The organism is Bacillus sp. 165 (assembly GCF_017742235.1).
Classification (GTDB): Bacteria; Bacillota; Bacilli; order Bacillales; family Bacillaceae_G; genus JAGHKQ01.
Genome location: NZ_JAGHKQ010000003.1, coordinates 13,554 through 39,068 on the forward strand (window position 1 = coordinate 13,554; position 25,515 = coordinate 39,068).

Consider the following 25,515-nt stretch of genomic DNA (forward strand, 5'->3'; position numbering starts at 1 on the left):
CTTTTGACTATAACAGGCTGGTTACAGAAAAAATAACAAAATGCGTAAAAAGAATTGTCTAATGCTGTAAAATTGTTTATTATTTTCTTAATAATAAAAATAATCAGAATTTATAGAAAGGGGAGATGTATTCATAATCAAAGCTTTGGAGACACAAACGCTCAAGTTGAAATCAAAATCTAGAAAGTGAGGGGAACTCATGTTAACTGAAATTTTGCATACATTACCGCAAGTATTGATCGATGGTTTAACACTTGGCGCTGTATACGCGATTGTAGCTCTTGGATATACAATGGTATATGGTATTTTAGAACTTATTAACTTTGCTCACGGTGAAATATTTATGACCGGAGCATTTATCGGAACGGCAATATTGCTTATTATGACAGGGTTTGGCTGGCTGGCAGTTATGCCCGCGCTGCTCGCTTTAATTCTAGTACTTGTAGTTACTTCCGTGCTGACTGGATTTGTCGGAATGGGCATTGAGAGAGTGGCGTACCGTCCGCTGCGTTCTGCTCCGAAATTAATTACGCTTATCACAGCAATTGGAGTATCGTTCTTGCTGCAAGATATTGTCCGTTTTATTACAGAGCTGAAAAAAGGCAACTATATCATTACAGGGCCGTCGCTGTTCACAGATCAAACTACAATTAAAGCCTCAGCATTACTATCTGGTTTTAATAATGCGCAAGTGAAGTCATCATCTATTATTCTTATTTTGATCGCTATTATTTTGATGATTGCATTGGACTTTTTTATTAATAAAACAAAATGGGGCATGGCAATGCGGGCAGTTGCGCAAGATCGTGAAACGGCGTCATTGATGTCCATTAATGTTAATAAGGTCATTTCTTTAACATTCTTCATCGGTTCCGCACTTGGCGGAGCAACAGGCGTATTGTTTGCAGTCCAGTATGGAACGATTGATCCTTATATCGGCTTTATTCTAGGCTTAAAAGCATTTACAGCAGCTGTTCTCGGAGGAATTGGAAACATTCGCGGAGCGATGGTAGGTGGAATTTTAATTGGAGTGTTGGAAATGTTTGCTGCAGCCAACCTATCCATTTTAACTTCAGGCACGCTCGGAGCAGAATACAAAGACGTATTTGCATTTGTGATTTTAATTATCGTGTTAATCTTTAAGCCAGAAGGAATTTTTGGTAAAGCAGTTACAGAGAAAGTGTAGGTGAACAAGATGAAAAAACTGATCGCTTATTTAGAAGATAACAAGCTAGCTCAAGGACTATTGATTGTATTATACATCGTCGCCACGTCTCTTAGTTTATACTTGGCACAAAAATCTGTAGTAGCGTTTTTGCTGCTTCTATTTTCTCTATTATTGCTTTATTATACTAGCTTCCCAATACGAGTAAAATGGCTCGTGGGACTGTTTGTTATGTTCGTCGCCCTTCCATTCGGTGCAAGCGGCGGAGCAGCTTACGAATCGTATATGGAAGTTGCTACTTTAGTTGGCATTTATGTTGCGATGGCTCTTGGACTGAACATTGTAGTCGGCTTTGCAGGATTACTAGACTTAGGATTCGTAGCATTCTTTGCAGTAGGAGCTTACACGTACGGTATTTTTGCGACAGGGCAAGCTAATAACTTTATGCCTTTTGGAGAATACCCACTATCAGGCGAAAGCTTTTGGATTTTTCTTCTTATTGGCTTGTTTGTAGCAGCATTATGCGGTGTCCTCCTCGGTATACCGGTACTGCGTGTGAAGGGGGATTACCTCGCAATCGTTACTCTTGGATTCGGAGAAATCATCCGTATCGTTTTCAATAACTTGGACAAACCGCTTAATATTACAAATGGAGCGATGGGTCTTGCATCTATTCAAGCACCAGAAATTTTTGGGTTTAAGCTTATCAACTCCAGTCAAATCTATTTTGTCGTGTTAGTGATTTTGCTGTTTGTTATCTTTGCAGTTAAGAGATTAGAATACTCTAAGATTGGCCGCTCTTGGAAAGCAGTACGTGAAAACGAAATCGCCGCGCAAGCAATGGGAATCCATTTAGTTCGTACTAAGCTGCTGGCATTTGCAGTCGGTGCTTCTTTTTCAGGATTGATGGGCGTAGTGTTTGCGGCAAAGCAAACGTTCGTTGATCCGACAAGCTTTACACTATTAGAATCTATTACAATTCTCGTTATGGTAATTCTTGGGGGGATGGGCAGCGTACCGGGTGTTATTTTAGGAGCAGCTGTTATGACGATTTTAAATTTACAAGTATTGACAGAATTAACAAATTGGTTAAACCAATTAAGCTTGAACGGAGTTATGACTATTCCTAATGCGCTGTCTCCTTCCAAAATGCAGCGGTTTATCTTTGGCGGTGTCTTGATTTTATTTGCACTCTACAGGCCGCAAGGATTAATTCCTGCTAAAAACCCGAAATTTAATGAAGATGAACTAAAGTCTGAGGCAAAAGAAAAAGCACAAACTGCATCTGCAAAAGGAAAAGCATTCGGAGCATAAGGAGGGGACGGAATGGGAGTTTTGAAAGTTACAAACCTAACGAAACGCTTTGGCGGTCTGGTTGCCGTGAAGGGTGTAGATATGACGGTGAAAAAAGGGTCGATTACAGCTGTAATCGGTCCGAACGGAGCCGGAAAAACAACTTTCTTTAATATGATTACGGGTGTATATAAGCCGGATGAAGGTGATATTAACCTGGGAAATGAATCTCTAGTAGGTTACAAGCCGAATAAGATTTCTAAGAAAGGAATTGCACGTACATTCCAAAATATACGATTATTTGGCAATATTACTGTATTAGAAAACGTGATGGTAGGATTGCACAATCATTTAAAAGGAAATTTCATTGGGACGTTATTGAATTTGCCGCAAGTACGAAATGAAGAGAAAGCAGCACAAAAAGAAGCGTATCGCCTGCTCGATTATGTTGGACTGGCGCATTTATTAAATGAAGAAGCACAAAACCTTTCCTATGGTGCACAGCGCCGTTTGGAAATCGCAAGGGCGCTGGCATCAAAACCGAAAATTCTATTACTAGACGAGCCTGCGGCGGGAATGAATCCGAAGGAAACGAAAGAATTAACGGATCTTATTTATCGTATGAGAGAGGAATTGGATTTAACTATTATTTTAATTGAGCATGATATGAAGCTTGTGATGGAAATCTCAGAGCACATTATTGTGCTGGACCACGGTGAAAAAATTGCCGAAGGAAAACCTCTCGAAATTCGCAACAATCCAAAAGTGATCGAAGCATATCTTGGCAAAAGCGCAGTTACTCATGCGTAGGAAAAGGAGGAATGGTCCATGCTTGAGCTGAAAAATGTAAACGCATATTATGGAGGCATCCATGCCTTAAAAGGGATTAATATCGAAGTAAAGCAAGGAGAAATTGTAACGTTGATTGGGAGCAATGGAGCTGGTAAATCCACTACTTTAAAAACAATTAGCGGGCAGGTGGTCCCAAAAACAGGGAGCGTATTGTTTGAAGGGCAGGATATTACAAAGCAGCCTCCTCACATTACTGCTTTATCAGGAATCGCCCATGTCCCGGAAGGAAGACGCATTTTCTCGCGTTTAACAGTTCGTGAAAATTTAGAGATGGGGGCCTTTTCAGTAAAAGATAAGAATGTGATTAAAGAACGTATGGAGCGTGTATTTCACTATTTTCCGCGCGTCAAGGAACGTCTGGATCAAAAGGGCGGAACAATGAGCGGAGGGGAACAGCAAATGCTGGCAATTGGCAGGGCGCTTATGAGCCATCCGCACCTGTTAATGCTTGATGAGCCGTCTATGGGATTAGCTCCAATTGTTGTTGAGCAAATTTTCGATATTATCAAGGAACTGAACAAGGAAGGGATGACGATTTTATTGGTCGAGCAAAATGCGTATCAAGCATTGCAAATTGCTCATCGCGGCTATGTGATACAAACAGGCGAGATTAAAATGGTCGGTGAGGGCCGAGTATTGATGAATAATGAAATCGTAAAAGAAGCCTATTTGGCATAAAGAAAAGAGGGTGCTCTATGTGAGCGCCCTCTTTTACATAAGCATTCCATCATAATCCGTTTCACCGCTGTTTATCATATACATTTGACTTTCTATATATTGTTGTAAATCAGCAGGGAACTTATTGCTTTCTAATGTATCTGGTGTAAAATCGATTGTTTCACCTGTTTCCATGTTCTTCACACGAACCACTCGCTGCGTCCCTATAAATGCAGACGATATAATCTCATATCTCAAGCTGACTCCTCCTTTTTTGTAGTGTGAGTGATAGATGGAGGAATTATGTATACAATGCGTAAGGATGGAGAGAACAAAAAAGGCATGCAATTTTTATCACATGCCTTTTTTTCGCTTTCGAAACATATTGAACTTATTCTTATACTTATTTATAATTTCTTTTCCTAAAATTAAACCGCCGAGCCAAATCGAAATTTCACCTAAAATTACGAGAGAGGCTGATATAGTAACCTTTGTTGCAGTGGAAACGGGTAAAAATGGAACAAGCAGCAAGCCGCCGTAGAAAACAAACGAAAGAATCACAAGAATTCCGCCTGCTTTAAACAAGAACCGCTTGTGTTGCTTTTGCTCCGCTTTTTCATGATTTTCCATTATATCCTCTCCCTATATATGAATCTATAGTATTATAACAGCTTTTACAGCTGGAGAGGAAAGAAAATCAATAGATCTAAGAAAGTATATGAATGACAAGAATGGAATAATAGCAAGATAAATGTATGTTCAGCCTATAAATAGAAATAATTTCATTAAGGAACTGATAAGCTATCTGTGTATTACGTGAAGAAACTATTATTAAATAGAAGAAAATCGGTTCTCGGACAATTGTGGTTTTATGTGAAATGCCAAAATTAACATAGTGGATAGTTTAATGGGTAGCGGTAAAACTAGTTGGGCTATCCAGCACATGGAGGAAGCACTAGCCAGTAAGAAGTTTATTTATATTACTCCATTCAAAAGTGAAGTGGAACGAGTACTTAATGCTTGTGCAAATAGGAGATTCGTACACCCTGAGAATAATAAGGGGATTAACAAGCCAGAGGATATTAAATGATTGATTGTTAAAGGTGGGGATATTACAATATATATTCCGTCAGAAAGAATGAGAGGATTGTTAAAAAGTTATCTTAATAACTAGAATAAACAACTAAAATAAAATTGGTAAAATATTACTAATCAAAAAAGAATATACAAACGCTGAAGCCCTTGATACGACTGGGGTTCTGAAGAGTTTCCTTATAAGAGAAGTTAGAAAAAGAATAAAGGATATGTAGTTAAAGGTTTTAGAGAAGAAATATTTCTGCTTATATTTAGGTAAATGGGAAGAGGTACAAGCGATAGCGTCAGCACCTTGTAGCATTACCTATAACATTAATAGTAACATCTCAAGTGCTTACGCTAACGCTTGCACTTTTGATAGTTACTTAAGTATACTCAGAAATATTTTCTCTATAAAAGATTTAAATCAATAAAACCAATATTATTCCTCTGTCCTTAAACCAACTACACAAGAGATAATTCCTAAAATTAATAAAATACCTGAGAATAATTGGTTTTCTGAAGCAATACCACTTAAAATTACTGCAATCCCCATCAACATTTGCTTAATGCCTTTAATTCCCTTAATCTCCATCAAATCTACACTCCTTTTACTTAAATTATAACTGATGTTAGGTAGCCATGACAGTATTTAATGATAGATAACTGTATAAATGAGTATATACATCCCTTGTACGCCTCCCTTAAAGGCTGGTGGATAATCTTTTTTTACTAAAGAGATACAGAGGATAAATATTTTAATGGTAAGTGCTGGACTAACATTAACACAAGTAACAGTTGATGAAGAAACTGGAATTGTAGTCGCTTTGTCAGAAACACTCAGAGAAATGATAATCGCTTTTTATTGGGAAGTGATACATGACAAAAGAGGATAATACATAGGAGAGGAAAAGAAACTACATATAATAATAGAAGTATTTAATGCGTTTTGTTGTAATAGTTGGATAAATCATGTAAAATAGACATGGTAAAATATCGTGAAATCGTAAACCAGCGGTTTATGATGGGAATGAAGAAGGGGTACTGAAACCCTTGAGAGTTGGAGGAACAAGACATTGATTCAAGTCAGTAATGTAAGTTTGCGTTATGGTGATCGTAAACTGTTTGAAGATGTAAATATTAAATTTACCCCTGGTAATTGCTATGGATTAATTGGGGCAAATGGCGCTGGAAAATCGACGTTTTTAAAAATTTTATCGGGTGAAATTGAAGCGAATACCGGAGATATAATTATTACACCGGGAGAACGCTTGGCGGTATTAAAGCAGGATCACTTTGCATATGAAGAAGTTGAAGTGCTGACTACAGTGATTATGGGACATGCTCGTCTATATGAAGTAATGCAAGAAAAAAATGCGATTTATATGAAAGAAGATTTCAGTGATGAAGACGGCATGCGCGCAGCTGAGCTTGAAGGAGAGTTTGCGGAGATGAACGGCTGGGAAGCAGATTCAGAAGCGGCAATCCTTTTAAAAGGACTTGGCATAGGAGAAGATCTTCATTACAAAAAAATGGCTGAGCTGACAGGCGGAGAAAAGGTAAAGGTTTTGTTAGCACAAGCTCTTTTTGGTAAACCGGATATCTTACTTCTAGACGAGCCGACGAACCATTTGGACATTAAAGCTATTTCTTGGCTGGAAAACTTTTTAATGAACTTTGAAAATACTGTAATCGTAGTATCGCATGACCGTCACTTCTTGAATAAAGTATGTACGCATATGGCTGATTTGGACTTCGGACGCATTCAAATTTATGTAGGTAACTATGATTTCTGGTATGAGTCCAGCCAATTGGCACTTAAGTTGACATCAGATGCTAATAAGAAAAAAGAAGAAAAAATTAAAGAGCTGCAAAACTTTATTGCGCGTTTTAGCTCTAATGCTTCTAAAGCAAAGCAAGCGACTTCCCGTAAAAAGCTGCTCGATAAAATTACGCTTGACGACATCAAACCATCTTCTAGACGCTACCCGTTTGTAGGATTCACACCAAACCGCGAAGTTGGGAATGACCTATTGACTGTGGAAGGCTTAACAAAAACAATTGATGGCGAAAAAGTACTGGATAATGTGAGCTTCACTATTAATAAAGGTGATAAAATTGCCTTTATAGGACGTAATGAAATTGCCCATACTACGTTATTCAAAATTTTAATGGGAGAAATGGAAGCAGACAGCGGTTCATTTAAATGGGGTGTTACTACTTCCCAAGCATATTTCCCAAGAGATAACTCTAAGTACTTTGAAAATAGTGATTTGACACTAGTAGAGTGGCTTCGCCAATTTTCACCTGAGGACGAGTCAGAAAGCTTCCTTCGCGGATTTTTAGGAAGAATGCTGTTCTCTGGAGAAGAAGTGCTTAAAAAGGCAAGTGTTTTATCAGGAGGAGAAAAGGTTCGCTGTATGCTGTCAAAAATGATGCTAAGCGGAGCGAATGTGCTGTTGTTTGATGATCCTACTAACCACTTGGATCTAGAATCCATCACTGCCTTAAACAATGGGGTAATCAGCTTCAAAGGCACGATGTTATTCACGTCTCATGACCACCAGTTCGTGCAAACAATCGCGAATCGAGTAATTGAGATTACGCCAAACGGTGTAGTGGATAAACAAACAACTTATGATGAATATTTAGAAAATGACGAATTACAGAAGCAAGTAGATAAAATGTATATGTAGAAAAGCAGAGAATTCTCTGCTTTTTTCTTGTTTTATCATGAAATTTCGTTTCATCTAACTTATTAGTGTCGAAATATAAGGTATTTACACGAAAAATTACCCCAGTTACCTACTTGTATAATAGTCTAAAATAATTTAATATTTAAAATATTCTAAAAACTATTTTTGTACAAGGGGTGGAAGCAGTGGGGAAAAAGAAAGGATTATCTCTCTTATTAACAGGAGTATTAGCAGCGAGTCTTCTAGGAGGCTGCGGAGCAAAGGAGCAAACGACAGCAACTGAAAGCGGGGGTAAAGTAATTAAGATTGTTTCTCAGTCGCCATTATCCGGAGGATCTGCATCCTTTGGTGAATCTGTAAAACTAGGAACACAATTAGCAGTAGAAAAGCAAAAGGCGGAATTTAAAAAGCTTGGCTTTGATTTGCAGTTTGTTCCATATGATGATCAAGGAGATGCCAAAAAAGGTGTGGCTAATGCGCAAGTAATCGGTGCTGATAAAGCAGTGTTGGGAGTTGTTGGACACTTAATGTCTGGTGTATCTATTGCGGCATCAGAAACGTATGAAAAATACAACTTAATTATGGTGTCTCCATCAAGTACTGCAGTAGATTTAACAGAGCGCGGCTTGAAATCAGTAGCTCGTCTCGTAGCTCGCGATGATTTGCAAGGTCCTTCTGCAGCGAAATATGCAGTCGAAGACTTAAAGGCAAAGAAAATTTTCATTATTCAAGATAAAACAGCATACGGAACAGGACTAGCTGATGCATTCAAAAAAGGTGCAGAAGCTGAAGGTGCTCAAGTGGTTGGATATGAGGGAATCACAGTTGGAGAGAAAGATTTTAACGGTGTATTGAACCAAGTATTATCTAAAAAACCAGATTTAATTTACTTTGGCGGTCTGTATGCAGAAGGCGGTATTCTTGTTAAGCAAGCTCGCGAAAAAGGAATTAAAATTCCAATTATGGGCGGCGACGGCATTGATTCACCGACAATGGCCGATGTTGCAAAAGACAAATTAAAAGATACATATTATACAACTGTTGCAACAGCTCCTTCTTCTACTGAGAATGGAAAGAAATTTGCAGCGGATTACAAGAAGAAGTTTGGAAAAGAAGTGGAAGCATTTTCTGCATACAGCTATGATTCTGCAAATGTAATTTTACAAGGAATCAAAGATGCAATCGAAAAGAACGGCGGTAAATATCCATCTCGTGAACAAGTACAAAGCGCAGTTCGCGGCATTCAGGATTATAACGGTGTCATTACGAAAGTGAGCTTTGATGATAAAGGCGACAACAAATATGCAAAGGTATATATCTACAAGTTTGAAGGTGGAAAATATCCAGGCAGACAAGAAGGAGAAGTAGGCAAATAAAAACACGGCGGATCGTTTACGATCCGCTTCTTTTTTTGGTTTTATTACACATTTTTTATTCATAAATCATCACATACCTGGAAAAAATAACAATGGGTAATCCATGAGAGAGGAGGGAATAAATATGAATAGCGAACAACGCAACTTAATTTTATTTGAATTGGATAAAGCAAGGCGGGACTATGAATATATGCATGATGATACAAGATTTTATGATGGGAAAATAGTAGCACTCGAAGAAGTTTGCCGTATTTTACATATAAAAAATGAATAGTTTTATGAGCGAAGCATACAATTCTATGGGATGAGCTGTATGCTTTTTATTTTGTGAATTATTACAAAAATATTATAAAAATTAAAATTATTAAATATTTTTTTAAAAATATTAAAATTTGATATTTACAAATCTGAATTTTTTAGTAGAATATAAATTAAGTAATAGAAATTTTCTGATAATTCTAGTCAAGATTCAGCATAGAATTACAAGGAAATTTCTATTGCAAAAGGTCAAAGATACATATTTTAAGGAGGCAATTAAGATGAAGAAAAAACTGTCCGCTGTCGTAGCACCAGTCCTAGTAATGAGCTTAGCTTTAACTGCATGCTCCGGCGAAAAAGAAGAAACTACTGCAAAGCCGGAGAAAAAGCAAGAAGGATCTAAATATGCTAGCAAACAAGTATTAAATTTACTTGAGGGCTCTGAAATTCCTTCTATGGATTCTACTCTTGCAACTGATGCTGTTTCTTTCAACGTAATGAACAACGTAATGGAAGGTTTATATCGTCTTGATAAGGATAACAAACCAACTCCTGGTGTTGCTGAGTCTGTTGATGTAAGCGAAGACGGCAAAACGTACACATTCCACTTACGCGATGCAAAGTGGTCTAACGGTGACGCTGTTACTGCAAATGACTTTGTATTTTCTTGGAGACGTGCTGTAGATCCAGCAACTGCTGCTGAGTATGCTTACATCATGTTCGACGTGAAAAACGCACAAAAAATTAATAACAAAGAAGTTCCAGTTGAGCAATTAGGCGTAAAAGCTATTGACGATAAAACATTAGAAGTACAGCTTGAAACTGCTGTTCCATATTTCATGGAGCTAACTTCATTCGCAACTTACTATCCGTTAAACGAGAAGTTCGTGAAAGAGCAAGGCGAAAAGTATGGTCTTGAAGCAAGCACAACTCTTTACAACGGACCGTTCGTATTAAGCGATTGGAAACACGAGCAAAGCTTCCAATTACAGAAAAACGCAAACTACTGGGATAACGGAGTTGTAAAACTTGAAGAAATCAACTTCAATATCGTAAAAGATGTTGCAACAGGCGTTAACCTATATGAAACACAAGAAGTTGACCGCACTGGTTTATCTGCTGAATTCGTAGATAAATATAAATCTGACAGCAACTTCAAAACATCTAAAGACAGCGCTGTTTACTTCTTGCGCTTAAACGAAAAGAAAGGCGGCAAGGACACTCCACTTGCTAACGTAAACCTTCGTAAAGCAGTTAGCATGGCGTTTGATAAAGAGGCGCTAGTAAGCGTAATCTTAAACAACGGCTCTAGTGCTGCAAACTACTTAGTACCAAGAGATTTCGTTAAAGGTCCAGACGGTAAAGACTACCGTGACAGCAACGGCGAAATGAATGCGTACAACGTAGACAAGGCGAAAAAAGCTTGGGAAGATGCTAAGAAAGAGCTTGGCACTGACAAAGTAACTCTTGAACTATTAAACTATGACAGTGAGAGCGCGAAGAAAATCGGTGAGTACTTAAAAGCACAGATCGAAAAGAACCTAGAAGGTGTAACTGTTAACATTAAGCAACAACCATTCGCTCAAAAGCTTGATTTAGAATCTAAAGGCGACTATGACTTCTCCTTCGCTGGATGGGGTCCTGACTATCCAGATCCAATGACATTCATCGATATGTTTGTTACTGGCGGCGCTCATAACCAAATGGGATACTCTAACCCTAAATTTGATGAGCTAGTAGAAAAAGCAAAAGGCGAGTTAACTACAGATAAAGCAGCTCGTTGGAACGCGTTACTACAAGCTGAGAAAATCTTGTTTGACGATGCAGCAATCGCACCTTTATATCAAAAAGGCGGAGCTTACCTAGAGCGTCCTTACGTAAAAGATGTTTTCGATCACCAATTCGGCGGCGACTTCTCTTACAAGTGGGCTTACATCTCTTCAGAGAAAGAATCCAAGTAATAATAAAAGGGACATATACAAATGTATATGTCTCTTTTTTATGTTCACGAACCATTTGCATAGTGAATACTAATGAAGCATACCGATTACGTTTACAGGAGAATAAGATGAAGGCTTACACATATTTGGACTTTATTGCTTTATTAGGAGTAGGAAGTGCTCACCCTGGAGGATTCTCAGTTACTAAAAATATATTACGAAATATTGGCATCTCGAAGAATACAAAAGTACTAGATGCAGGCTGCGGAACAGGAAAAACAGCAGCTTACATTGCACAAACATACGGCTGCTTTGTAACGGCTATCGATAATCATCCTGTTATGCTGGAAAAAGCAAATAAAAGATTTCAACGGTTGAATATTCCAATCAAGCTCATACAGGCAAACATAGAAAAACTTCCTTTTTCACATAACTGCTTTGACTTAATCTTATCGGAATCTGTTACCGCATTCACAAATATACCAAGCACGATACAAGAATATAGCCGCACTTTAAAAGAAAAAGGAATCGTCATCGCAATTGAAATGACAGCAGAACGACCGCTTGCTACAGAAGAAAAAAGCGAAATTCACTCCCTGTACAAAAATACACAATTACTAACAGAACAAGAATGGATCAAGTTGTGGAACGAAAACGGCTTTTCATCAGTCAGAGTGATTGGGGGAGGCACGATTGCCTCGTCCCTGCAGCAGCTTCCTGATGAACCGGAATTTGATATATCCCCTGATTGGAATGACGAGATGTACCAGCTTTGGTCCGAGCATGAATATATTATGCAAAAATATGGCCATGTACTTGGTCATCGCATTTTTCTATGTACAAAAGCCAACTGAACTTCAGTTGGCTTTTGATTGAAAGATAAGAAAGTATAAAGTTTTGGCGGAACCCTTTAGCTCTCGTGGTCTCCTCCTGTCTTCAGAATAACTCTCCCCCGATAAAGGAAACAAGCGCCTTTACCGATGAGGAACATTCTGCCTAGGGAGCAAGACGGACCATGTACGCTTTTCGTTATATTAAAAGAAAAACAATGCAGCTAATGCAATACCGAAAATAAACCCAAAGCCAAATCCAATGGCAGGACCGTAGTAATAGTCGTACGGCCCATACGGACCGTAATCACGTTCATAATCATCATCGTATCTGTATCCGCCGTAGTGAAACCCTCCGCTCATTCGGCTTTTTTTTCGTAACGGACGGAACATTACAGAATCATCTGTGACTCCTACGATTTTTCCAAAGTGTACCTTTCCGGAACGATCCTCAATTCTTACAACACGTCCATGATATCTGCAGCATACATCATACAGTTCATGTCTTGACATCGCTTTCCCTCCCTCCATACAAGCTCTTACTACTATATTCCTCTCGAAAGAATTTGCTTGTGTGCATGTCTCATATATTAATAGAAGGAAACCGATATTTCTTGAGATTTTTCTCATGATTTTATATGAAGTAGAATATGGTAGAGTAAAGAGATTTAGGAGGTGCAGGAGTTGATAGGAGATATTTCAAGCGTGATACACTATCACATTTATTATAAGATTACGGATTATAATGGGGAAAAGGATACGAAAAATAAGAAAGCTAGAGAAGTATGAAAACGTATTGGGGAAAAGAACTGTACCTAGAGCTGTTATCTATTGAACCTTATTTTACTAGAAGGAATTTCTTCTACCTTTTAATAGTTGTTAGCATAACAACCTTGCTCCAAATGGCTAATCTCCCTCTATTAAATCTTCTTGTGACAGCACCTATAACTATATGTATAATCATCCACCCTTTATTGGGGACAGCTGTTTATTTCTTTGTTTCTCTTTTGCTATTTTTCTTGCAGCCGGGTAATCTGCTAGTATTTATGTTTGCGACAGGTCTTGCGGGGCTTTCTGTTGGATGCGGGTATCAGCTTGTTCGAACGAGAATCGTGATCGTCTCAATCGGAGCTTGCGTACTCGCAACTGGCATTGAAATATTATTATTTCGCTTTCACGTTCCTGTATTAGGTTCGCTTTCCTCACAGAAAGATGAAGTGTTTCCTATTCTTGTACTTATTTCTTTTCTATACAGCTGGATATGGACAGAAATCATCCGAGTCATCGTAAAAAACCTCGCAGCTTTTAAAAAGTAAAATACAACGTATATCTTCAGCAATGATGGAAACTCTATGAGGAGTAAAATAAAGAAAAGGATGAGTACATTGAACGGATCAGATCAATTCCAAGTATACGAAGTGCCTTGGCAAGAGCTCACCTCCGCTATTCGCAATGAAATGCAAAAGCAAGTGGGCGCCGACATCATCGACCGCATCGTATGCGACCTAGAAGACGGCTTTGAAATCTACACCTACATTCAAGGTGACTTAGACTACGAATACGTAGAAACGCTTGAAAGGAAATACGGAACCGATGCCAAAATCCCAAATATTTTAACGATTATGCTTCTATCATCCATCTATGGAGTAAGCGAAGGCGACATTCGCCTCCACGCTGACAACAAGGACAACCCAATTGTGGAAGTGTACGTGAAAAGGTAGAACAAGCCGCCAGATGATGGCGGCTTGTTTTGTGCATAATGGAATTATCTGTGTTGATGTGTCGTTTGTAGATAGAGGCAGCACATTCACTCGAAGAAGTAAACACATCAAAGTTGGTAAAGAGGAAAAAAGTTGCATATAGCTAAATAAATGACACGCTACAAAAACCAGGCAAAAACCCTACATAGCGTGTCATTTTTATAATATATTAATACGTGCTATTAAATAGAGATTCCACCTGAAATTATACATATATCGAAATAATGAAATTATTTTCAAATCAGAGTTAGTTTACATAATATCTTTGCCCTGTTTTAAAAATTGTAAGGGCGTGTAATTTAGGTCTTGAAACCCTTGGGAGAGTAAGGTAGAATTTAGGTACAGTAGAAATAAAAAAACCTCGTTTAGAGGATTAACGCATAAGTGTATTCATTGTAATTCCTCCTTTTTAATATGTAGAAATAAAAAAACCTCGTTTAGAGGATTAACGCATTTCTTATTCTTATTTCGTGGTATTCACTTAATAGTGTAGAAATAAAAAAACCTCGTTTAGAGGATTAACGCAGTATTTCCTGATGCTACTAAAAAAGCAAACCACCTGCCTATACAGCAGATGATTTGCTTTTTTTTGTAAATCACATTTTTAAGAGCAGATTTTAACGGTGCTTCATTTTATTCTTAACTTTTTTGAAGGAAACTTATGCTAGAAGAAGAAACATATACTAATAGAGGAATTTATATAAAAAAATGAATAAAAATTCTAAAAAGGGTAGTGAAAATTATTCTGTAAATCTATATAATTAGACGTAAGAATAGAAAGTGGTGAGGGTGAGAACGTTGATTGGCACAATTGAATATATTCCACAATTTTTATTTGATGGTATTATCCGAGAGGTTCATACACTTGAGGGAAAGAGTATTGCTCCATATTGGCAGTATGATACAGAAAGCGTGGATAAGCAGGCTGAAACGTTAAAGAAGATTTTACATGGTTTACCGCAAGAGGAAGGGATTGTTGCAGCGTGGTTTGTTGTGGAGGATACTCTGAAAATGAAACACATGGTCAGCCTTCAGCAGCAGCTTGAAGACAGGATCTCGTCTGTTCTTGGAGATGAATGGGAAGCAGATGTGTTTCTTATCCCTGGAAGTTCATCTAGTACAGTGCAGGATTATATTTTGGATGTAGAAGGATTAGTACATACGTTATCTCTTCGCTATCCATTTGAACATTTTGCGCAAATAGTGGGATTTGGGAACTATGCACCGTTTCAAGCTTTGTTCTTAGAAGGAATGAAGCAATTTGAAAATCGATACACCTCGATATATTGGAATGGTACATCTGCATTTCTTGCTCATACAGAATATGAAACTCCGGCAGACAGCTGGGCAAAGCAATTTCGTGACTTTATTGCTGAGTATGATTATCAAGCGGCGCTTAAACTGCTGGAAGAACGGGATGATACACCTTATGTAATAGGTCTGCGTGCACTATTGCAGAGTATCATAGACCGTTTGAATTTTGCGTTTTCTGAATCTATAGAACATTTGGAAGAAGCATGTACATATTTAAAGAAACATAACATGTTAGACGAAACGATGGAAGCATTACGTCCACTTTTGTCTCATGACAAAAAAGAGAAAGAGCTTGCAAGAATAGCAGAATTGTATCGACAATTGGAAATCTATTTAGAAACAAATGATATGGCAAGCTTTCTTGTCCGTTTCTATCGCGCACGTGAAGCTGTTCTTCTTTATCTTATGCAATATGGGACTAACTTTACCTATAAGCAAAAAAAACAATCGAGCATTTATGGCCTTGTCGATGAACTGGAGCAGATGTACGACGAAGAAAGAATCGAACGGTTTTTTGGAGCGTATTTTTACTTAAGAAGCTCAAATGTAGCAAAAACACTAAATGTTCGAAATAACAGCTTTATTGGCCATGGAAGAGCAGGTGTTACGCAGCGTGATTTGTGGCATAACTACTATGGTACATCAAAGACGACGCTTGAAAAAGCAAAGCGCCGGTTCCTGCTTGATAGTCAAATTCTTTTTAAGGATTTAGGAATAGATATGGAAAATAAGTTTTCTTCCTTAAATCGATACATATTAAAAGTAAGCTCAAAAATTAAATAGAGAGGCGTTTTATATGAAGAAATTGTTTATTCATCAATGGGTCTCATGGGATAGACATAATGAAGCCTATCCATATTTAAAGAGTGCACTAACAACCGTTTCACAAAACGAAACGCATGAGATTTTGATAATGTTGCTAACGAATGAAGAAGTGCCGATGAAGGAGCTGCAAGAATGGCTTAGTATCCAATTTCCTTCCTTAATAATTAAAGTAGAGGAAAGAAGTATACCTGAGAATGCGAGCTTTCTTGAATTAGAGAATTTTATAAATGTACTTTTTAAAGAAGGTACTGATCTATACGAGGAATTATACATACATATTGGACAAGGCAACTCAGTTATACAGCATATGCTCACTCACCAAGCTATGCAGCAATATGCAGATAAGCTGCATTTATTAACTGGAAATGGATTAAAAGAACAACAGCCATTCCATATAACAGAAGCGGATACACATATGTCAAGGCATTCTTTATATCATACAATTCACGACTTAATAACGCATCAAAACTATCGTTCAGCAAAGCGACTTTGGAAGCAAAAGGATGAGCGTGTAGACAAATTATTAGAATTTGCATCTAATCTTACGCAGCTTCGTTTATCACAATATAAAACCGAAGTTGTGCAACCGTTTGATTTATTACATGAAGTGCTGAAGGAATGTGAGAGCGAGCGTGAGGAATTGCAGTTTATTTCTTTTATGAAAGGGCTTACTCTGAAAGACCAAAAAGCGTTCATCATGTTTTTATATGATATGGCTGCATGGCATTATAAAGAGGACCGTCTAGTTGATTTCATTGTGTTGTATTATCGTTTGGCAGAGGAATTATTATTGTACGCAATCGGCTGGAATGTCCCTGATAAGAATAACGATGATAGATTCATAGAGAGAAGACATGCTTCTTATAAGCTTCCTTTTTCCAAAAAACGTGTTACGAAGCATTTTCACAGCTATTTAAAGGAGCTGAAAGCAGAAGTCCGTTCTATTGAAAGTCGATATCGAATCCAAATTCGCCGTGATAATGATGTGACACGGGGCGATTTGAAAGGACGTGATGCATATTTTGTAGAGCTATATTATTTCTTTAACAGCAAAACACTTGAAAAGCTTCTTGATTTCCGACATGAGGGTATAAGCGGCCACGGCTTCGAGGATTTTACAAAGAAAGAGTTTGAAGAGTTATGCGGTGGTAAAACACCTCTTCAATTTATCGATGAAATGATGGAACAGCTGGATATAAAACCGGAGTATTCGTTGTTTGAATTAGTGCATAAGGGGATTTTAAACATTATATCGAGTCATATTATGCAAGGAGCTGCAACAAATGAATGACAACTTTAGACTTCCTTATATTCATTTGACAATTACTTTACAATGTCAAACATCAGGTTCGCTGCCCGTTAATAAAACATCTATGCTTCGGGGAGTTATCGGCACCATTTTTAAAAAGAATGTATGTCATGACTACGAGCTGATGTGTAAAGATTGCAAATACATTAATACGTGTATATATCCAGCTTTATTTGAATCTCCTACTCGATTAGTTCAAGTTTTGCAGCGGGGCGGAACTGTACCGCATCCTTATATCATTCGGTGTCATAACGAGGAAACGAGATTTCAATATAAGGATAACCTCACGTTTGAATTTATTTTAATGGGAAAAGAAGCGGCTTCGTTTGTTACATATTTATACCATGTGTTTGACAAGCTTCAAACGTTAGGAATGGGTAAGGATCGAGTGCGTTTTAAAGTGGTATCTGTAACGCAAAAAGGAGAAAGTGAAGAAGAAATTCTTTTATATAACGAAGATGTTATTTCTGCTCCGTCTCTTGTACACTTTCGTCCAAAAGACAAAGCATTTGAAAAGCTATCCATTCAACTCATCACCCCCCTTCGCATGCTTAGAGAGGGGAAAGTTGTGAGGGAATTAAAGCCTCAAGACTTACTGTGGCAGGTTCAGCACCGATGGAAGCAGCTTAGTGTATTGCATGGAATCAGGGAGGAGACAATGGAACTCCCAGAAATCCCTGCGGATTCTATTTTGTTTTGTCATGGTGAGTGGTCAGAGGTTAGAAGGTTTTCTAACAAGCAGAAAAGAAGCATTGCACTTAATGGTTTAAAAGGGACAATCAGCATTGCGAACACGCCTGAATTACAACAATGGCTTCCCTATCTGCAGTTTGGGGAGTTATTTCATGTTGGAAAAGCAACGACGTTTGGATTAGGACAATATGAGATTTGGTATAAGTAAGGGAGGTTTTGGAGTGGAAGAGAAAAAAGAATTTAAGTATTTATTACTGCTGGATACAGATAAGATTAAAGAGTATGTGTTTGCCTCTTCTAAGTTGAAGGAGATTCGCGGGGCGAGTATGCTTTTAGAGTACTTGAATACCGTTGAGTCAAGAAAAATCATATACAGGCAGTTTAATTTAGAGGATACATATGATAAGGATGAACATGAGCAATTCAGAATTCTTTACCTTGATGGTGGTTCTGGAAAGGTAGAATTCAATAGTGAAATTGATGCGAAAAAATGTGGAAAAAAAATAGAAGAGACGTATAAAAAATGGACTCAATCTGCATCTGTTACGTGGGAGGTTGTGAAAGTTAATAATGATAATTATTATGAAACAGTAGCTAATGGTGAGTTTAGAGTTCGAGTAAAGAAACAAAAAAGTAAATGGGGAAACTCTCAACAAAGAAACCTAGGCATTACTAAACGTTGTTCACATTGTAATAGTGGAGATGCGGAGAATTTAGAGTTTATTTTATCAAATGATTTCCTTCCAGATGAAATAAAGGAGCAATCTTTGAAGACATATAAAAGCTTAAAGAATATTTATGGAGAAGAGTACTTAATTTGTAGGGCATGTTATTTAAAAAATGTCATACTGAAACATAAAACAAATAAGTTATTAACACGTAAAATCGAAAAAATGTACTATCAATCTGGAAAAATCGATTGGCCAAATAAATTGTCTGTTATTGGCGAACATAGTAATGGAGAGATAGGCTTTCTATATTTTGATGGTAATAATATGAATTCTATATTACGAGAACTAAAGCAAGTAAAGGATTTTAAAGAATTTAGTCAAAACTTAAAAAAATCGATAGAGAAGGCACTTTTAGAAACAATTAATGAAGTCTTTCCTTATAAATCTCTTAAATACACTTCTGAATTTCAAGATAATGAGGACGAACAAGAAATTATACAGGGAGAGAAGGAAAAAAGAGTCTTACCTTTTCAAGTTATACTAGCAGCTGGAGATGACTTAATGTTGATTGTTCCATCAATCAATGCAATGGATATTGCTACTATTTTCCAAAGGAAATTTGCAATAGCACATGATGGTAAATTGACTATGTCAGTCGGAGTAGCAATTGCGAAGTCTTCATTTCCAATTAAATATTTAGCTCCATTCAGCGAGCAACTGTTACGTTCAGCAAAGTCAAAAAATTACGAGATTAAGAGAGAAAACAGATTAGCTAGCTGGGAAGAGCTTTCAACAATTGACTTTATGGTGTTGAAGATGAATTCAAATCCTGAGTTAATTTCTATTCGTACCAGTCAACTTACTAAGAAAAATGATGTAAATGAGGAATATTATTTAACGTTACGACCTTATACATATTCTCAATGGAATGCTATAAAAGATATTTTACTAAAGATGAAATACGATAAGGAAGCATTTCCTAAAAGTAAAATGAAGAGTTTTTATGCCCTTCATTTTATGGAGCATTGGGAAGGTAGATATTATTTCGGTAAATATTTTGCAAACCTTCCTGAAAATCAACGTGAAAATTTAAAAGCACTCTATCAATTATTTCCAAAAAACAGTGTGCAGGATTGTCATTGGTTTAAAGATAAAAATAAATATTATAGTCCACTTATCGATGTTTTTGAGATTTTTCCATACATAGAAGGAGGTGTAAAAATATGAGCAACACATTCTTAATTGAATTGAAAATTCGCACATTATCTCCTGTACACATAGGAACAGGAGAAGGATTTGCAGGTATTATAGATCGTCAAGCATTAAGTTATGACGAAGAAGAGTATCGATTCCCAATTATTCTTGGTCATACGGTAAAAGGTATTATAAGAAGTGAGTTTTATAAGCTTGCTTCGCTTTATAAAATAGATCCATCTATTGAAAAAATGGTGTTTGGTGACAAGAACACGCAAGGTTCAGCTTTTTTTTCACCATGGACATTAGACCGTGAATTAAAGAATATTTTGATGAAGTTTGATAAAAATGAATCATTCTTCTTTGATGTAAAGTCAAGTAATCAGATTGATAGATTTAGGAAGGTTGCGAAACACGAACATCTATTTAGTCATGAGGTAGTTAAAGATAATATATTGTGGGAAGGGTGTATCAGAGGAGAAATTGAAAGAGATAGCTCTACCTCGCATAATGAACTTCCAATTCCTTTAATTATGTTATTGTTTTCTATAAAACAGCTAACAAGAATAGGTGGAAGAAAAAGAGCAGGAGCAGGCGAGTGTGAAGTTTATATAAAAAAATTGAAATATAACAAGAAACTTTGGAACGAACAGGAAGTTTTGTTGCTCTTAAAACAGAGTATCTCGAAAGTTTGTGAGGTGTAGTTAAAAAATGAGTAAAATAGCATATCGAATATCTCTAACGACTCTTTCACCTATGTTGTTGAATGATGAACCAATTGAAGGGGTTGTTAATATATATAAATCACTTCCCTATATCACAGGTTCTTCACTAAGAGGAGCATTCATTGAATTATGGAAAGGCAAAGGGCTTCAAGAATCAGAGATGACTGAAGAAATCGTAAGAGTGTTTGGCCCTAATGGAATTCAGTTTGAAAATGCCTATTTAGAAAATAGTTATCCTCTTCCGGTGTCAGCCCAAACTTGTAAATCGTCTCCTGGATTTTTGTATGAGAAAGACGCACATGGAGTTAAAGATACACTACTTAAACAATACATAAACACTTTGAATTTTGAAATAGATAGTTTAACATGTCGACATGATAATTGTAAACAGATGTTAAAACCTTACGAAGGATATGTGTATGAGAGATATGATTCATTTCATGATAAGGAAAGTTATGAGAAGGTTAATCCAAAATATATGAAAACGGGACATATCGGAATTCATCCTATAACGCAAACACACATAGATGGAAGATTGTTTTTTAGTGAGGCAATTAATATAGGTTCAAAGTTCGATACATTAGTTCATATACCAAATAAAGAAATAGAAAAAGAGTTTTTAGAAATAATCCAAGAACAAGATGAGAATCAAATAATTCGAATCGGAAGTAAAAAGACTAGCGGTAATGGACTAGTAGAAATTTCGGATGTTACAGTTTGGAACAAGCTAATTCCAAGCGACTATTATGATGAAATAAACGACAGTTCTATTGAAAAAAGAGTACTGGCTCTTCAAGAAATCATTGGCAAACTTCAGAAACCATTTCAAAAGTCTAAATTAACTGAACGTTTGTATTTTACATTGACTTTTGTCTCAGATGCTATCTTTCTAGATGATTTCTTTTGTTATCAAAATGAGCTTAATCCTATCTTGTTGTCAGAGCAATCTGAAATGGACTTTACTTTTTGTACATTAGATTTCTGTAATGTAAAAATGAAACGTATTTCTGGCTGGAATCAGAAATGGGGGACTGCAACAGAGGAGTGCTTCGCTGTTGAGAAAGGTAGTACTTATCTTTTTTCTAGCCCTCTAAGTTATCAAGATGAAATAATGAAACAGTTAACAAAGTTAGAACAGATTGGTATTGGAGAAAGAAGAAACGAAGGGTTTGGAAAACTAATTGTATGTCATCCATTTCATTTGAAAATTGAGGAGGTATAACAAGTGGATGTACTTCATCACTGGATTATAAAAGTAAGAAAAGACAATTTACGTAAGTTTAGCTACGATCTAGCAGTTGGTATATCTTCCTCTTTCACTCTAGATGAATTAGGATCAGCCGCTTATTTCCAGTCTTTATCAGAACGAATAAGAGCATTAAAGAAAAAAGGGCCACAAACTATTCTTGAATTTATTAAGGATGAAACAAATCGTGAGAAAGTAAAGAATTATTGGAAATGCACTGGAAAGAAATCAAAATCTTTCTATGAAATAATTAATGATATTTTAGAGGACTTGTATAATGATATTGAGATGAACATAAGCGGCACTGCTTCCATTCTACCATATAGAACAGAAGAGGTAATGGAATATTTTGAAGACGTGTTTTGTAATATGTTTCTATTTTTAGCTGATTTCAAATCAAAGAAGGAGGACAAGTGAAGTGACTCTAATCAAAAATAAATATGTCTTTACAGGAGAGATAGTTTTAGAATCAGCTTTACATATTGGATCTGGAAAAGTAACTCATGAAACGGATGCAGCTATTTTAAAAACTGCAAATGATGAACCATATATTCCTGGATCAAGTTTAAAAGGAGTGTTAAGAACTATTTGTGAAAGACTCTATAATGTAGCTTTAAAGAATCCTAGCTTTAAAGATAAAGATATATGCTTCTTAGGAGAAGAGGATTGTAGCAATCCTAGTGAAGAAGCAAAGAAATTGTTTAAAAAATATATGGAAGATAACTCTGTACAAAAGATGGCAGATTGGATTAGTACATATACTTGCCCTGCCTGTCAACTATATGGATCAAGTTTACAGGCTTCAAAAGTAATTGTTCACGATGCTTATTTAACAGACGAGTCTAAAAAAGTTAAGAAAAAAACGATGGTACGGCATAGTGTGGCTATTGATCGTGAGACTGGAACAGCAGAACAAGGAGCAAAGTTTGACTATGAAGTTGCAAATAAAGATCTAGTATTTAATTTTAAAATAACAGCTGAAAATTTAGAAAAGATGGATTTAAAGTTATTACTTCTTGGTCTGAATGAATTTGAAAAAGGAAGAATACAACTAGGAGGAAATATTTCTAAAGGACTAGGACATGTGCAGTTGAAAAATGGAGAAGTTGAGATTTTTGATTTTTCAACGCAGGACAATCAAGCAAAAGAAGCTTATTTACATTTTTTACTAGATGCAGAAAATAATAATTTGGACAATAAAGATAGTAATGAAAATAAAAAAATAGATACAATTAGTAGAGGAACGAATAATAGAATAACGATTAGAACGCTTATAAGTAAAACGTTTAAATAAAAGGAGGTGGATTTATGAAGTTATGGAAGACTCTGGAGACTGAAATAGAATTTCATATTAGTATACAGCCTGTTACACCATTACATATAGGGAATTTCAAAGAAAAAAAGAAAGAGCAACTTTCAGAAGTGTCAACTGAAAAGAATAAAATAGAATTTATGTATTATATAGATTCTGAGAATAATAAAAAATATTTTATCCCTGGTGCGTCACTTAAAGGAGTGTTGCGGACACACACGGAGAAAATCTTTTATACTCTTAATAAAATTCCAAATTTCAGGAAAGCGAAAGAACATTCTCTAAAATTTTCTAATCAAAAAGAGAAGTTCGAATATCTTGAAAAATTAAATATAGTAGAAAAATTGTTTGGTTCTACGGGCTATAGAGGACGTCTAATTATAGAAGATGCTTATTTTGAAGGAGAGATTATTCCAGAAATTCGTCCCAACGTTGCAATTGATCGGTTTAGGGGAGGAGCGAAGGATGGAGCACTATACGAGACTGAATCAATAAAAGAACAAGTGTGTAAGACAACTATTCGTTTAAAAAATGCAGAGCCTTGGGAAGTATTTTGGGTTTGTCTTCTGTTGAGGGATCTAAATCATCATTTTATAACTGTTGGAGCCAAGAGTAGTATAGGCTATGGAAAAGTAAATGTACATTTAGAAGAGTTTTTAATGTTTGTATACTCAGACTCAGTTTTTGAGAATTGGAAAATCAATATGCCAGAATGTAAACTTGTAAATGATATATATAAGGTTTATAGATATACCAGTTTAGAGGAAGTTGCAAAAATATTCGAAGAAAAATGGATGCAATTTTTTCAAAACAACAGATAGGAGAGAGGGGGAATGAATATGGGAGAGAGGGTAATGAGTTTGGCATCCTTTAAAGTAGAGAATGAGGAAACTCTTTCCTCTATTGTTTTAGAGATAGGGAGGAGAGGAAAAGATGCTTATTGGTTGCGTGAACGATATAATGAACGGAAAATTCTTAAGTTTTTTAACGAAGGTACAATAGATGAAAAAGACTTAAGCGGCAGATTGTTTTATAACAATGTTGAATTAAGGTACTTGAGAAGACGAAATTATTTTTTATGTCTCCTTACTTCCGAGAACAGTATAGAGTTTTTACAGTCATTGAATATACCATTTCAAGAAGAATTTGTGGTATTGACAGATGAAAAGTCACTTATTATGACAGGTGTTAGAGTATTATTTTCTGAGGAAACATTTAAAGAATTTCAATCAGATAGAGTAGAGTTGTTAATACAAGAATATCAATTTCAGTCAGAGCAGCGAGATAGTGCAGTTGGATATATGCTAGTAAATGTTCGTTAAGAGAGGTAAGGTTAGAAATGATAACTATAATTTGTACAGTAGGAACATCTGCTTTAGATAAATTAAAGCATCAACATATACCTTGGGAGTATTCAAAAACTCTCAACCCACTATGGTACGCAAAACTTAATGAAGAAAAATTTAAGTTGGATTGTTCTAAATATGCACGCAAAGGCGTTGATGCCTTAGATGAGAAATATTTAGAGAATATTAAAGAGAAATATGCACAGTTACATAATAATGAAGACTATTTAAAATGGGATAAAATAAAGTGGCGATTAATGCCTGCTGAGGTGGGAAGTGTACTTAGGATCATCCAAAACTTTAAAATAGATCCAGTTGAAGCAGAAGTTGTACTTTTACAGTCAGATACAGCTGAAGCATATTTGTCGGCCAAGGCAATTCAATCAATCCTTAGTAATATAGGAGTCAAAATTCCTGACGAAAAGGTTGTTTCTATCGAAGGTTTTCAAATGGAAAATCAGACAAGATTCAAAGAAGAGGGACTATACAATTTTGTAAAAAATGTACAAATCATACTAAATACAAAAAGTGAAAAAAACGAAACCTTACAGTTATTTAACATTACAGGGGGATACAAAAATTTCATCCCACTAGTAACACATATATCTTCTTTTCATAGAAAAGATATGTACTACGTTTTCGAAGAAGCTGTTGGTAGCGGTGTAGATTCATTATTAAGGATTCCTAGAATTCCGACTATGAACCGCATACCATTAACGAGATATCAGAATATTATAGATTTATTAGAAGAGATTAAAAGGGATGAGATACCACCTGAGACAATGTTAGAAGATTTTATTATTCAAAATCTATATAAAATCTTTAAGGAAACTAAAGAGTCAAACGAAACTGTAATTAAGCATTTCAAAGAATTTATTCTTGATTTTGTTGAACTGAAAGACGGTCGACCAATAATAAACATGATTGGTGATTTATATTTATATTTAATGAAAAATAAAATTAAGGGAGTAAGATAGTG

The 25,515-nt window shown here is 36.2% G+C and carries 28 protein-coding genes; 24 read left to right on the forward strand and 4 right to left on the reverse strand.

What is annotated here, in order from left to right:
- Positions 1-199: 199 nt before the first annotated feature.
- The 4 genes from J7Q84_RS05050 to J7Q84_RS05065 are packed head-to-tail and all read left to right on the forward strand — an operon-like array spanning position 200 to position 3,988.
- Positions 200-1,186: a branched-chain amino acid ABC transporter permease gene (locus J7Q84_RS05050; RefSeq protein ID WP_209093359.1), complete on the forward strand. Its 987-nt coding sequence runs from the start codon at positions 200-202 to the stop codon at positions 1,184-1,186.
- A 9-nt stretch (positions 1,187-1,195) separates the two neighbouring features.
- Positions 1,196-2,479 carry a branched-chain amino acid ABC transporter permease gene (locus tag J7Q84_RS05055; RefSeq protein WP_209093360.1) on the forward strand — a complete coding sequence of 428 codons (1,284 nt, stop codon included), beginning with the start codon at positions 1,196-1,198 and terminating at the stop codon, positions 2,477-2,479.
- Positions 2,480-2,491: 12 nt separating this feature from the next.
- Positions 2,492-3,268, forward strand: a complete 777-nt coding sequence (locus tag J7Q84_RS05060) for an ABC transporter ATP-binding protein (RefSeq protein WP_209093361.1) — start codon at positions 2,492-2,494, stop codon at positions 3,266-3,268.
- Positions 3,269-3,286: 18 nt separating this feature from the next.
- Positions 3,287-3,988, forward strand: a complete 702-nt coding sequence (locus J7Q84_RS05065; protein WP_209093362.1) for an ABC transporter ATP-binding protein — start codon at positions 3,287-3,289, stop codon at positions 3,986-3,988.
- A gap of 33 nt (positions 3,989-4,021) precedes the next feature.
- Here the strand turns inward: J7Q84_RS05065 and J7Q84_RS05070 are convergent, their stop codons facing one another.
- Together J7Q84_RS05070 and J7Q84_RS05075 are read right to left on the reverse strand one after the other, a co-directional pair.
- Positions 4,022-4,225, reverse strand: coding sequence for a hypothetical protein (locus tag J7Q84_RS05070; RefSeq protein ID WP_209093363.1), 204 nt, complete (start codon positions 4,223-4,225; stop codon positions 4,022-4,024).
- A gap of 96 nt (positions 4,226-4,321) precedes the next feature.
- Positions 4,322-4,597, reverse strand: coding sequence for a transporter suffix domain-containing protein (locus tag J7Q84_RS05075; RefSeq protein WP_209093364.1), 276 nt, complete (start codon positions 4,595-4,597; stop codon positions 4,322-4,324).
- 277 nt (positions 4,598-4,874) lie between these two features.
- Here J7Q84_RS05075 and J7Q84_RS05080 point away from each other — a divergent pair, with 277 nt between their 5' ends.
- Positions 4,875-5,057 (forward strand): hypothetical protein, encoded by a 183-nt coding sequence (locus J7Q84_RS05080; RefSeq protein ID WP_209093365.1) that lies wholly within the window; start codon positions 4,875-4,877, stop codon positions 5,055-5,057.
- Between the two features lie 426 nt (positions 5,058-5,483).
- Here J7Q84_RS05080 and J7Q84_RS05085 read toward each other — a convergent pair whose 3' ends face one another.
- Positions 5,484-5,636 (reverse strand): hypothetical protein, encoded by a 153-nt coding sequence (locus J7Q84_RS05085; protein ID WP_209093366.1) that lies wholly within the window; start codon positions 5,634-5,636, stop codon positions 5,484-5,486.
- Between the two features lie 166 nt (positions 5,637-5,802).
- Between J7Q84_RS05085 and J7Q84_RS18540 the strand changes: the two genes are divergently transcribed.
- From J7Q84_RS18540 to J7Q84_RS05110, 6 genes are all read left to right on the forward strand, one after another.
- Positions 5,803-5,937 carry a hypothetical protein gene (locus J7Q84_RS18540; RefSeq protein ID WP_280635561.1) on the forward strand — a complete coding sequence of 45 codons (135 nt, stop codon included), beginning with the start codon at positions 5,803-5,805 and terminating at the stop codon, positions 5,935-5,937.
- A gap of 180 nt (positions 5,938-6,117) precedes the next feature.
- Complete coding sequence (locus tag J7Q84_RS05090) at positions 6,118-7,737, forward strand: ABC-F family ATP-binding cassette domain-containing protein (protein WP_209093367.1); 1,620 nt, start codon at positions 6,118-6,120, stop codon at positions 7,735-7,737.
- A gap of 185 nt (positions 7,738-7,922) precedes the next feature.
- Positions 7,923-9,113, forward strand: a complete 1,191-nt coding sequence (locus J7Q84_RS05095; protein WP_209093368.1) for a branched-chain amino acid ABC transporter substrate-binding protein — start codon at positions 7,923-7,925, stop codon at positions 9,111-9,113.
- A 124-nt stretch (positions 9,114-9,237) separates the two neighbouring features.
- Entirely contained in the window at positions 9,238-9,387 is a 150-nt protein-coding gene (locus tag J7Q84_RS05100) for a hypothetical protein (protein ID WP_209093369.1), read from the forward strand.
- Between the two features lie 265 nt (positions 9,388-9,652).
- Positions 9,653-11,332, forward strand: coding sequence for a peptide ABC transporter substrate-binding protein (locus J7Q84_RS05105; RefSeq protein WP_247739100.1), 1,680 nt, complete (start codon positions 9,653-9,655; stop codon positions 11,330-11,332).
- A gap of 107 nt (positions 11,333-11,439) precedes the next feature.
- Positions 11,440-12,165, forward strand: a complete 726-nt coding sequence (locus tag J7Q84_RS05110; RefSeq protein ID WP_209093370.1) for a class I SAM-dependent methyltransferase — start codon at positions 11,440-11,442, stop codon at positions 12,163-12,165.
- A gap of 180 nt (positions 12,166-12,345) precedes the next feature.
- On the opposite strand, the gene J7Q84_RS05115 is transcribed toward J7Q84_RS05110, so the two are convergent.
- Positions 12,346-12,654, reverse strand: a complete 309-nt coding sequence (locus J7Q84_RS05115; protein WP_209093371.1) for a hypothetical protein — start codon at positions 12,652-12,654, stop codon at positions 12,346-12,348.
- Positions 12,655-12,926: 272 nt separating this feature from the next.
- On the opposite strand from J7Q84_RS05115, the gene J7Q84_RS05120 reads away from it, so the two are divergent.
- The 13 genes from J7Q84_RS05120 (at position 12,927) to J7Q84_RS05180 (ending at position 25,513) form a co-directional block, all read left to right on the forward strand.
- Entirely contained in the window at positions 12,927-13,457 is a 531-nt protein-coding gene (locus tag J7Q84_RS05120) for a hypothetical protein (protein WP_209093372.1), read from the forward strand.
- 69 nt (positions 13,458-13,526) lie between these two features.
- A complete protein-coding gene (locus J7Q84_RS05125) occupies positions 13,527-13,862 on the forward strand; it encodes a hypothetical protein (RefSeq protein WP_209093898.1) in 336 nt (111 codons plus the stop codon).
- A gap of 837 nt (positions 13,863-14,699) precedes the next feature.
- A complete protein-coding gene (locus J7Q84_RS05130) occupies positions 14,700-15,998 on the forward strand; it encodes a hypothetical protein (RefSeq protein ID WP_209093373.1) in 1,299 nt (432 codons plus the stop codon).
- Between the two features lie 13 nt (positions 15,999-16,011).
- Positions 16,012-17,331 carry a hypothetical protein gene (locus tag J7Q84_RS05135; RefSeq protein ID WP_209093374.1) on the forward strand — a complete coding sequence of 440 codons (1,320 nt, stop codon included), beginning with the start codon at positions 16,012-16,014 and terminating at the stop codon, positions 17,329-17,331.
- Positions 17,324-18,250, forward strand: a complete 927-nt coding sequence (gene cas6, locus J7Q84_RS05140; RefSeq protein WP_209093375.1) for a CRISPR system precrRNA processing endoribonuclease RAMP protein Cas6 — start codon at positions 17,324-17,326, stop codon at positions 18,248-18,250. The genes J7Q84_RS05135 and cas6 overlap by 8 nt, the downstream gene beginning before the upstream one ends.
- 13 nt (positions 18,251-18,263) lie before the next feature.
- Complete coding sequence (locus J7Q84_RS05145) at positions 18,264-19,940, forward strand: Cas10/Cmr2 second palm domain-containing protein (RefSeq protein ID WP_209093376.1); 1,677 nt, start codon at positions 18,264-18,266, stop codon at positions 19,938-19,940.
- Positions 19,937-20,611 (forward strand): RAMP superfamily CRISPR-associated protein, encoded by a 675-nt coding sequence (locus J7Q84_RS05150; RefSeq protein ID WP_209093377.1) that lies wholly within the window; start codon positions 19,937-19,939, stop codon positions 20,609-20,611. The genes J7Q84_RS05145 and J7Q84_RS05150 overlap by 4 nt, the downstream gene beginning before the upstream one ends.
- Positions 20,612-20,618: 7 nt before the next feature.
- A complete protein-coding gene (locus tag J7Q84_RS05155; RefSeq protein ID WP_209093378.1) occupies positions 20,619-21,854 on the forward strand; it encodes an RAMP superfamily CRISPR-associated protein in 1,236 nt (411 codons plus the stop codon).
- Between the two features lie 3 nt (positions 21,855-21,857).
- Complete coding sequence (locus J7Q84_RS05160) at positions 21,858-22,295, forward strand: hypothetical protein (RefSeq protein WP_209093379.1); 438 nt, start codon at positions 21,858-21,860, stop codon at positions 22,293-22,295.
- Position 22,296: 1 nt separating this feature from the next.
- Positions 22,297-23,172: a type III CRISPR-associated RAMP protein Csx7 gene (gene csx7 / locus J7Q84_RS05165; RefSeq protein ID WP_209093380.1), complete on the forward strand. Its 876-nt coding sequence runs from the start codon at positions 22,297-22,299 to the stop codon at positions 23,170-23,172.
- A gap of 14 nt (positions 23,173-23,186) precedes the next feature.
- Positions 23,187-24,011 carry an RAMP superfamily CRISPR-associated protein gene (locus J7Q84_RS05170; RefSeq protein ID WP_209093381.1) on the forward strand — a complete coding sequence of 275 codons (825 nt, stop codon included), beginning with the start codon at positions 23,187-23,189 and terminating at the stop codon, positions 24,009-24,011.
- Between the two features lie 18 nt (positions 24,012-24,029).
- On the forward strand, positions 24,030-24,512 hold the full coding sequence (locus J7Q84_RS05175; protein ID WP_209093382.1) for a hypothetical protein: 483 nt from the start codon (positions 24,030-24,032) through the stop codon (positions 24,510-24,512).
- A 17-nt stretch (positions 24,513-24,529) separates the two neighbouring features.
- On the forward strand, positions 24,530-25,513 hold the full coding sequence (locus J7Q84_RS05180) for a hypothetical protein (RefSeq protein WP_209093383.1): 984 nt from the start codon (positions 24,530-24,532) through the stop codon (positions 25,511-25,513).
- The last annotated feature ends 2 nt before the right edge of the window (positions 25,514-25,515 follow it).

Excerpts from the sequence above, each read along its gene's own strand:
- J7Q84_RS05100 (WP_209093369.1), top strand. The coding sequence starts at position 9,238 with ATGAATAGCGAACAACGCAACTTAATTTTATTTGAATTGGATAAAGCA.
- J7Q84_RS05150 (WP_209093377.1), top strand. The coding sequence starts at position 19,937 with ATGAGCAACACATTCTTAATTGAATTGAAAATTCGCACATTATCTCCT.
- J7Q84_RS05055 (WP_209093360.1), top strand. The coding sequence starts at position 1,196 with ATGAAAAAACTGATCGCTTATTTAGAAGATAACAAGCTAGCTCAAGGA.
- J7Q84_RS05085 (WP_209093366.1), bottom strand. The coding sequence starts at position 5,636 with ATGGAGATTAAGGGAATTAAAGGCATTAAGCAAATGTTGATGGGGATT.
- J7Q84_RS05175 (WP_209093382.1), top strand. The coding sequence starts at position 24,030 with ATGGGAGAGAGGGTAATGAGTTTGGCATCCTTTAAAGTAGAGAATGAG.
- J7Q84_RS05080 (WP_209093365.1), top strand. The coding sequence starts at position 4,875 with ATGGGTAGCGGTAAAACTAGTTGGGCTATCCAGCACATGGAGGAAGCA.
- J7Q84_RS18540 (WP_280635561.1), top strand. The coding sequence starts at position 5,803 with ATGGTAAGTGCTGGACTAACATTAACACAAGTAACAGTTGATGAAGAA.
- J7Q84_RS05075 (WP_209093364.1), bottom strand. The coding sequence starts at position 4,597 with ATGGAAAATCATGAAAAAGCGGAGCAAAAGCAACACAAGCGGTTCTTG.
- J7Q84_RS05120 (WP_209093372.1), top strand. The coding sequence starts at position 12,927 with ATGAAAACGTATTGGGGAAAAGAACTGTACCTAGAGCTGTTATCTATT.
- J7Q84_RS05065 (WP_209093362.1), top strand. The coding sequence starts at position 3,287 with ATGCTTGAGCTGAAAAATGTAAACGCATATTATGGAGGCATCCATGCC.
- cas6 (WP_209093375.1), top strand. The coding sequence starts at position 17,324 with ATGAATGACAACTTTAGACTTCCTTATATTCATTTGACAATTACTTTA.
- J7Q84_RS05115 (WP_209093371.1), bottom strand. The coding sequence starts at position 12,654 with ATGTCAAGACATGAACTGTATGATGTATGCTGCAGATATCATGGACGT.
- J7Q84_RS05110 (WP_209093370.1), top strand. The coding sequence starts at position 11,440 with ATGAAGGCTTACACATATTTGGACTTTATTGCTTTATTAGGAGTAGGA.
- J7Q84_RS05105 (WP_247739100.1), top strand. The coding sequence starts at position 9,653 with ATGAAGAAAAAACTGTCCGCTGTCGTAGCACCAGTCCTAGTAATGAGC.
- J7Q84_RS05180 (WP_209093383.1), top strand. The coding sequence starts at position 24,530 with ATGATAACTATAATTTGTACAGTAGGAACATCTGCTTTAGATAAATTA.
- J7Q84_RS05060 (WP_209093361.1), top strand. The coding sequence starts at position 2,492 with ATGGGAGTTTTGAAAGTTACAAACCTAACGAAACGCTTTGGCGGTCTG.
- J7Q84_RS05135 (WP_209093374.1), top strand. The coding sequence starts at position 16,012 with ATGAAGAAATTGTTTATTCATCAATGGGTCTCATGGGATAGACATAAT.
- J7Q84_RS05050 (WP_209093359.1), top strand. The coding sequence starts at position 200 with ATGTTAACTGAAATTTTGCATACATTACCGCAAGTATTGATCGATGGT.
- J7Q84_RS05170 (WP_209093381.1), top strand. The coding sequence starts at position 23,187 with ATGAAGTTATGGAAGACTCTGGAGACTGAAATAGAATTTCATATTAGT.
- J7Q84_RS05155 (WP_209093378.1), top strand. The coding sequence starts at position 20,619 with ATGAGTAAAATAGCATATCGAATATCTCTAACGACTCTTTCACCTATG.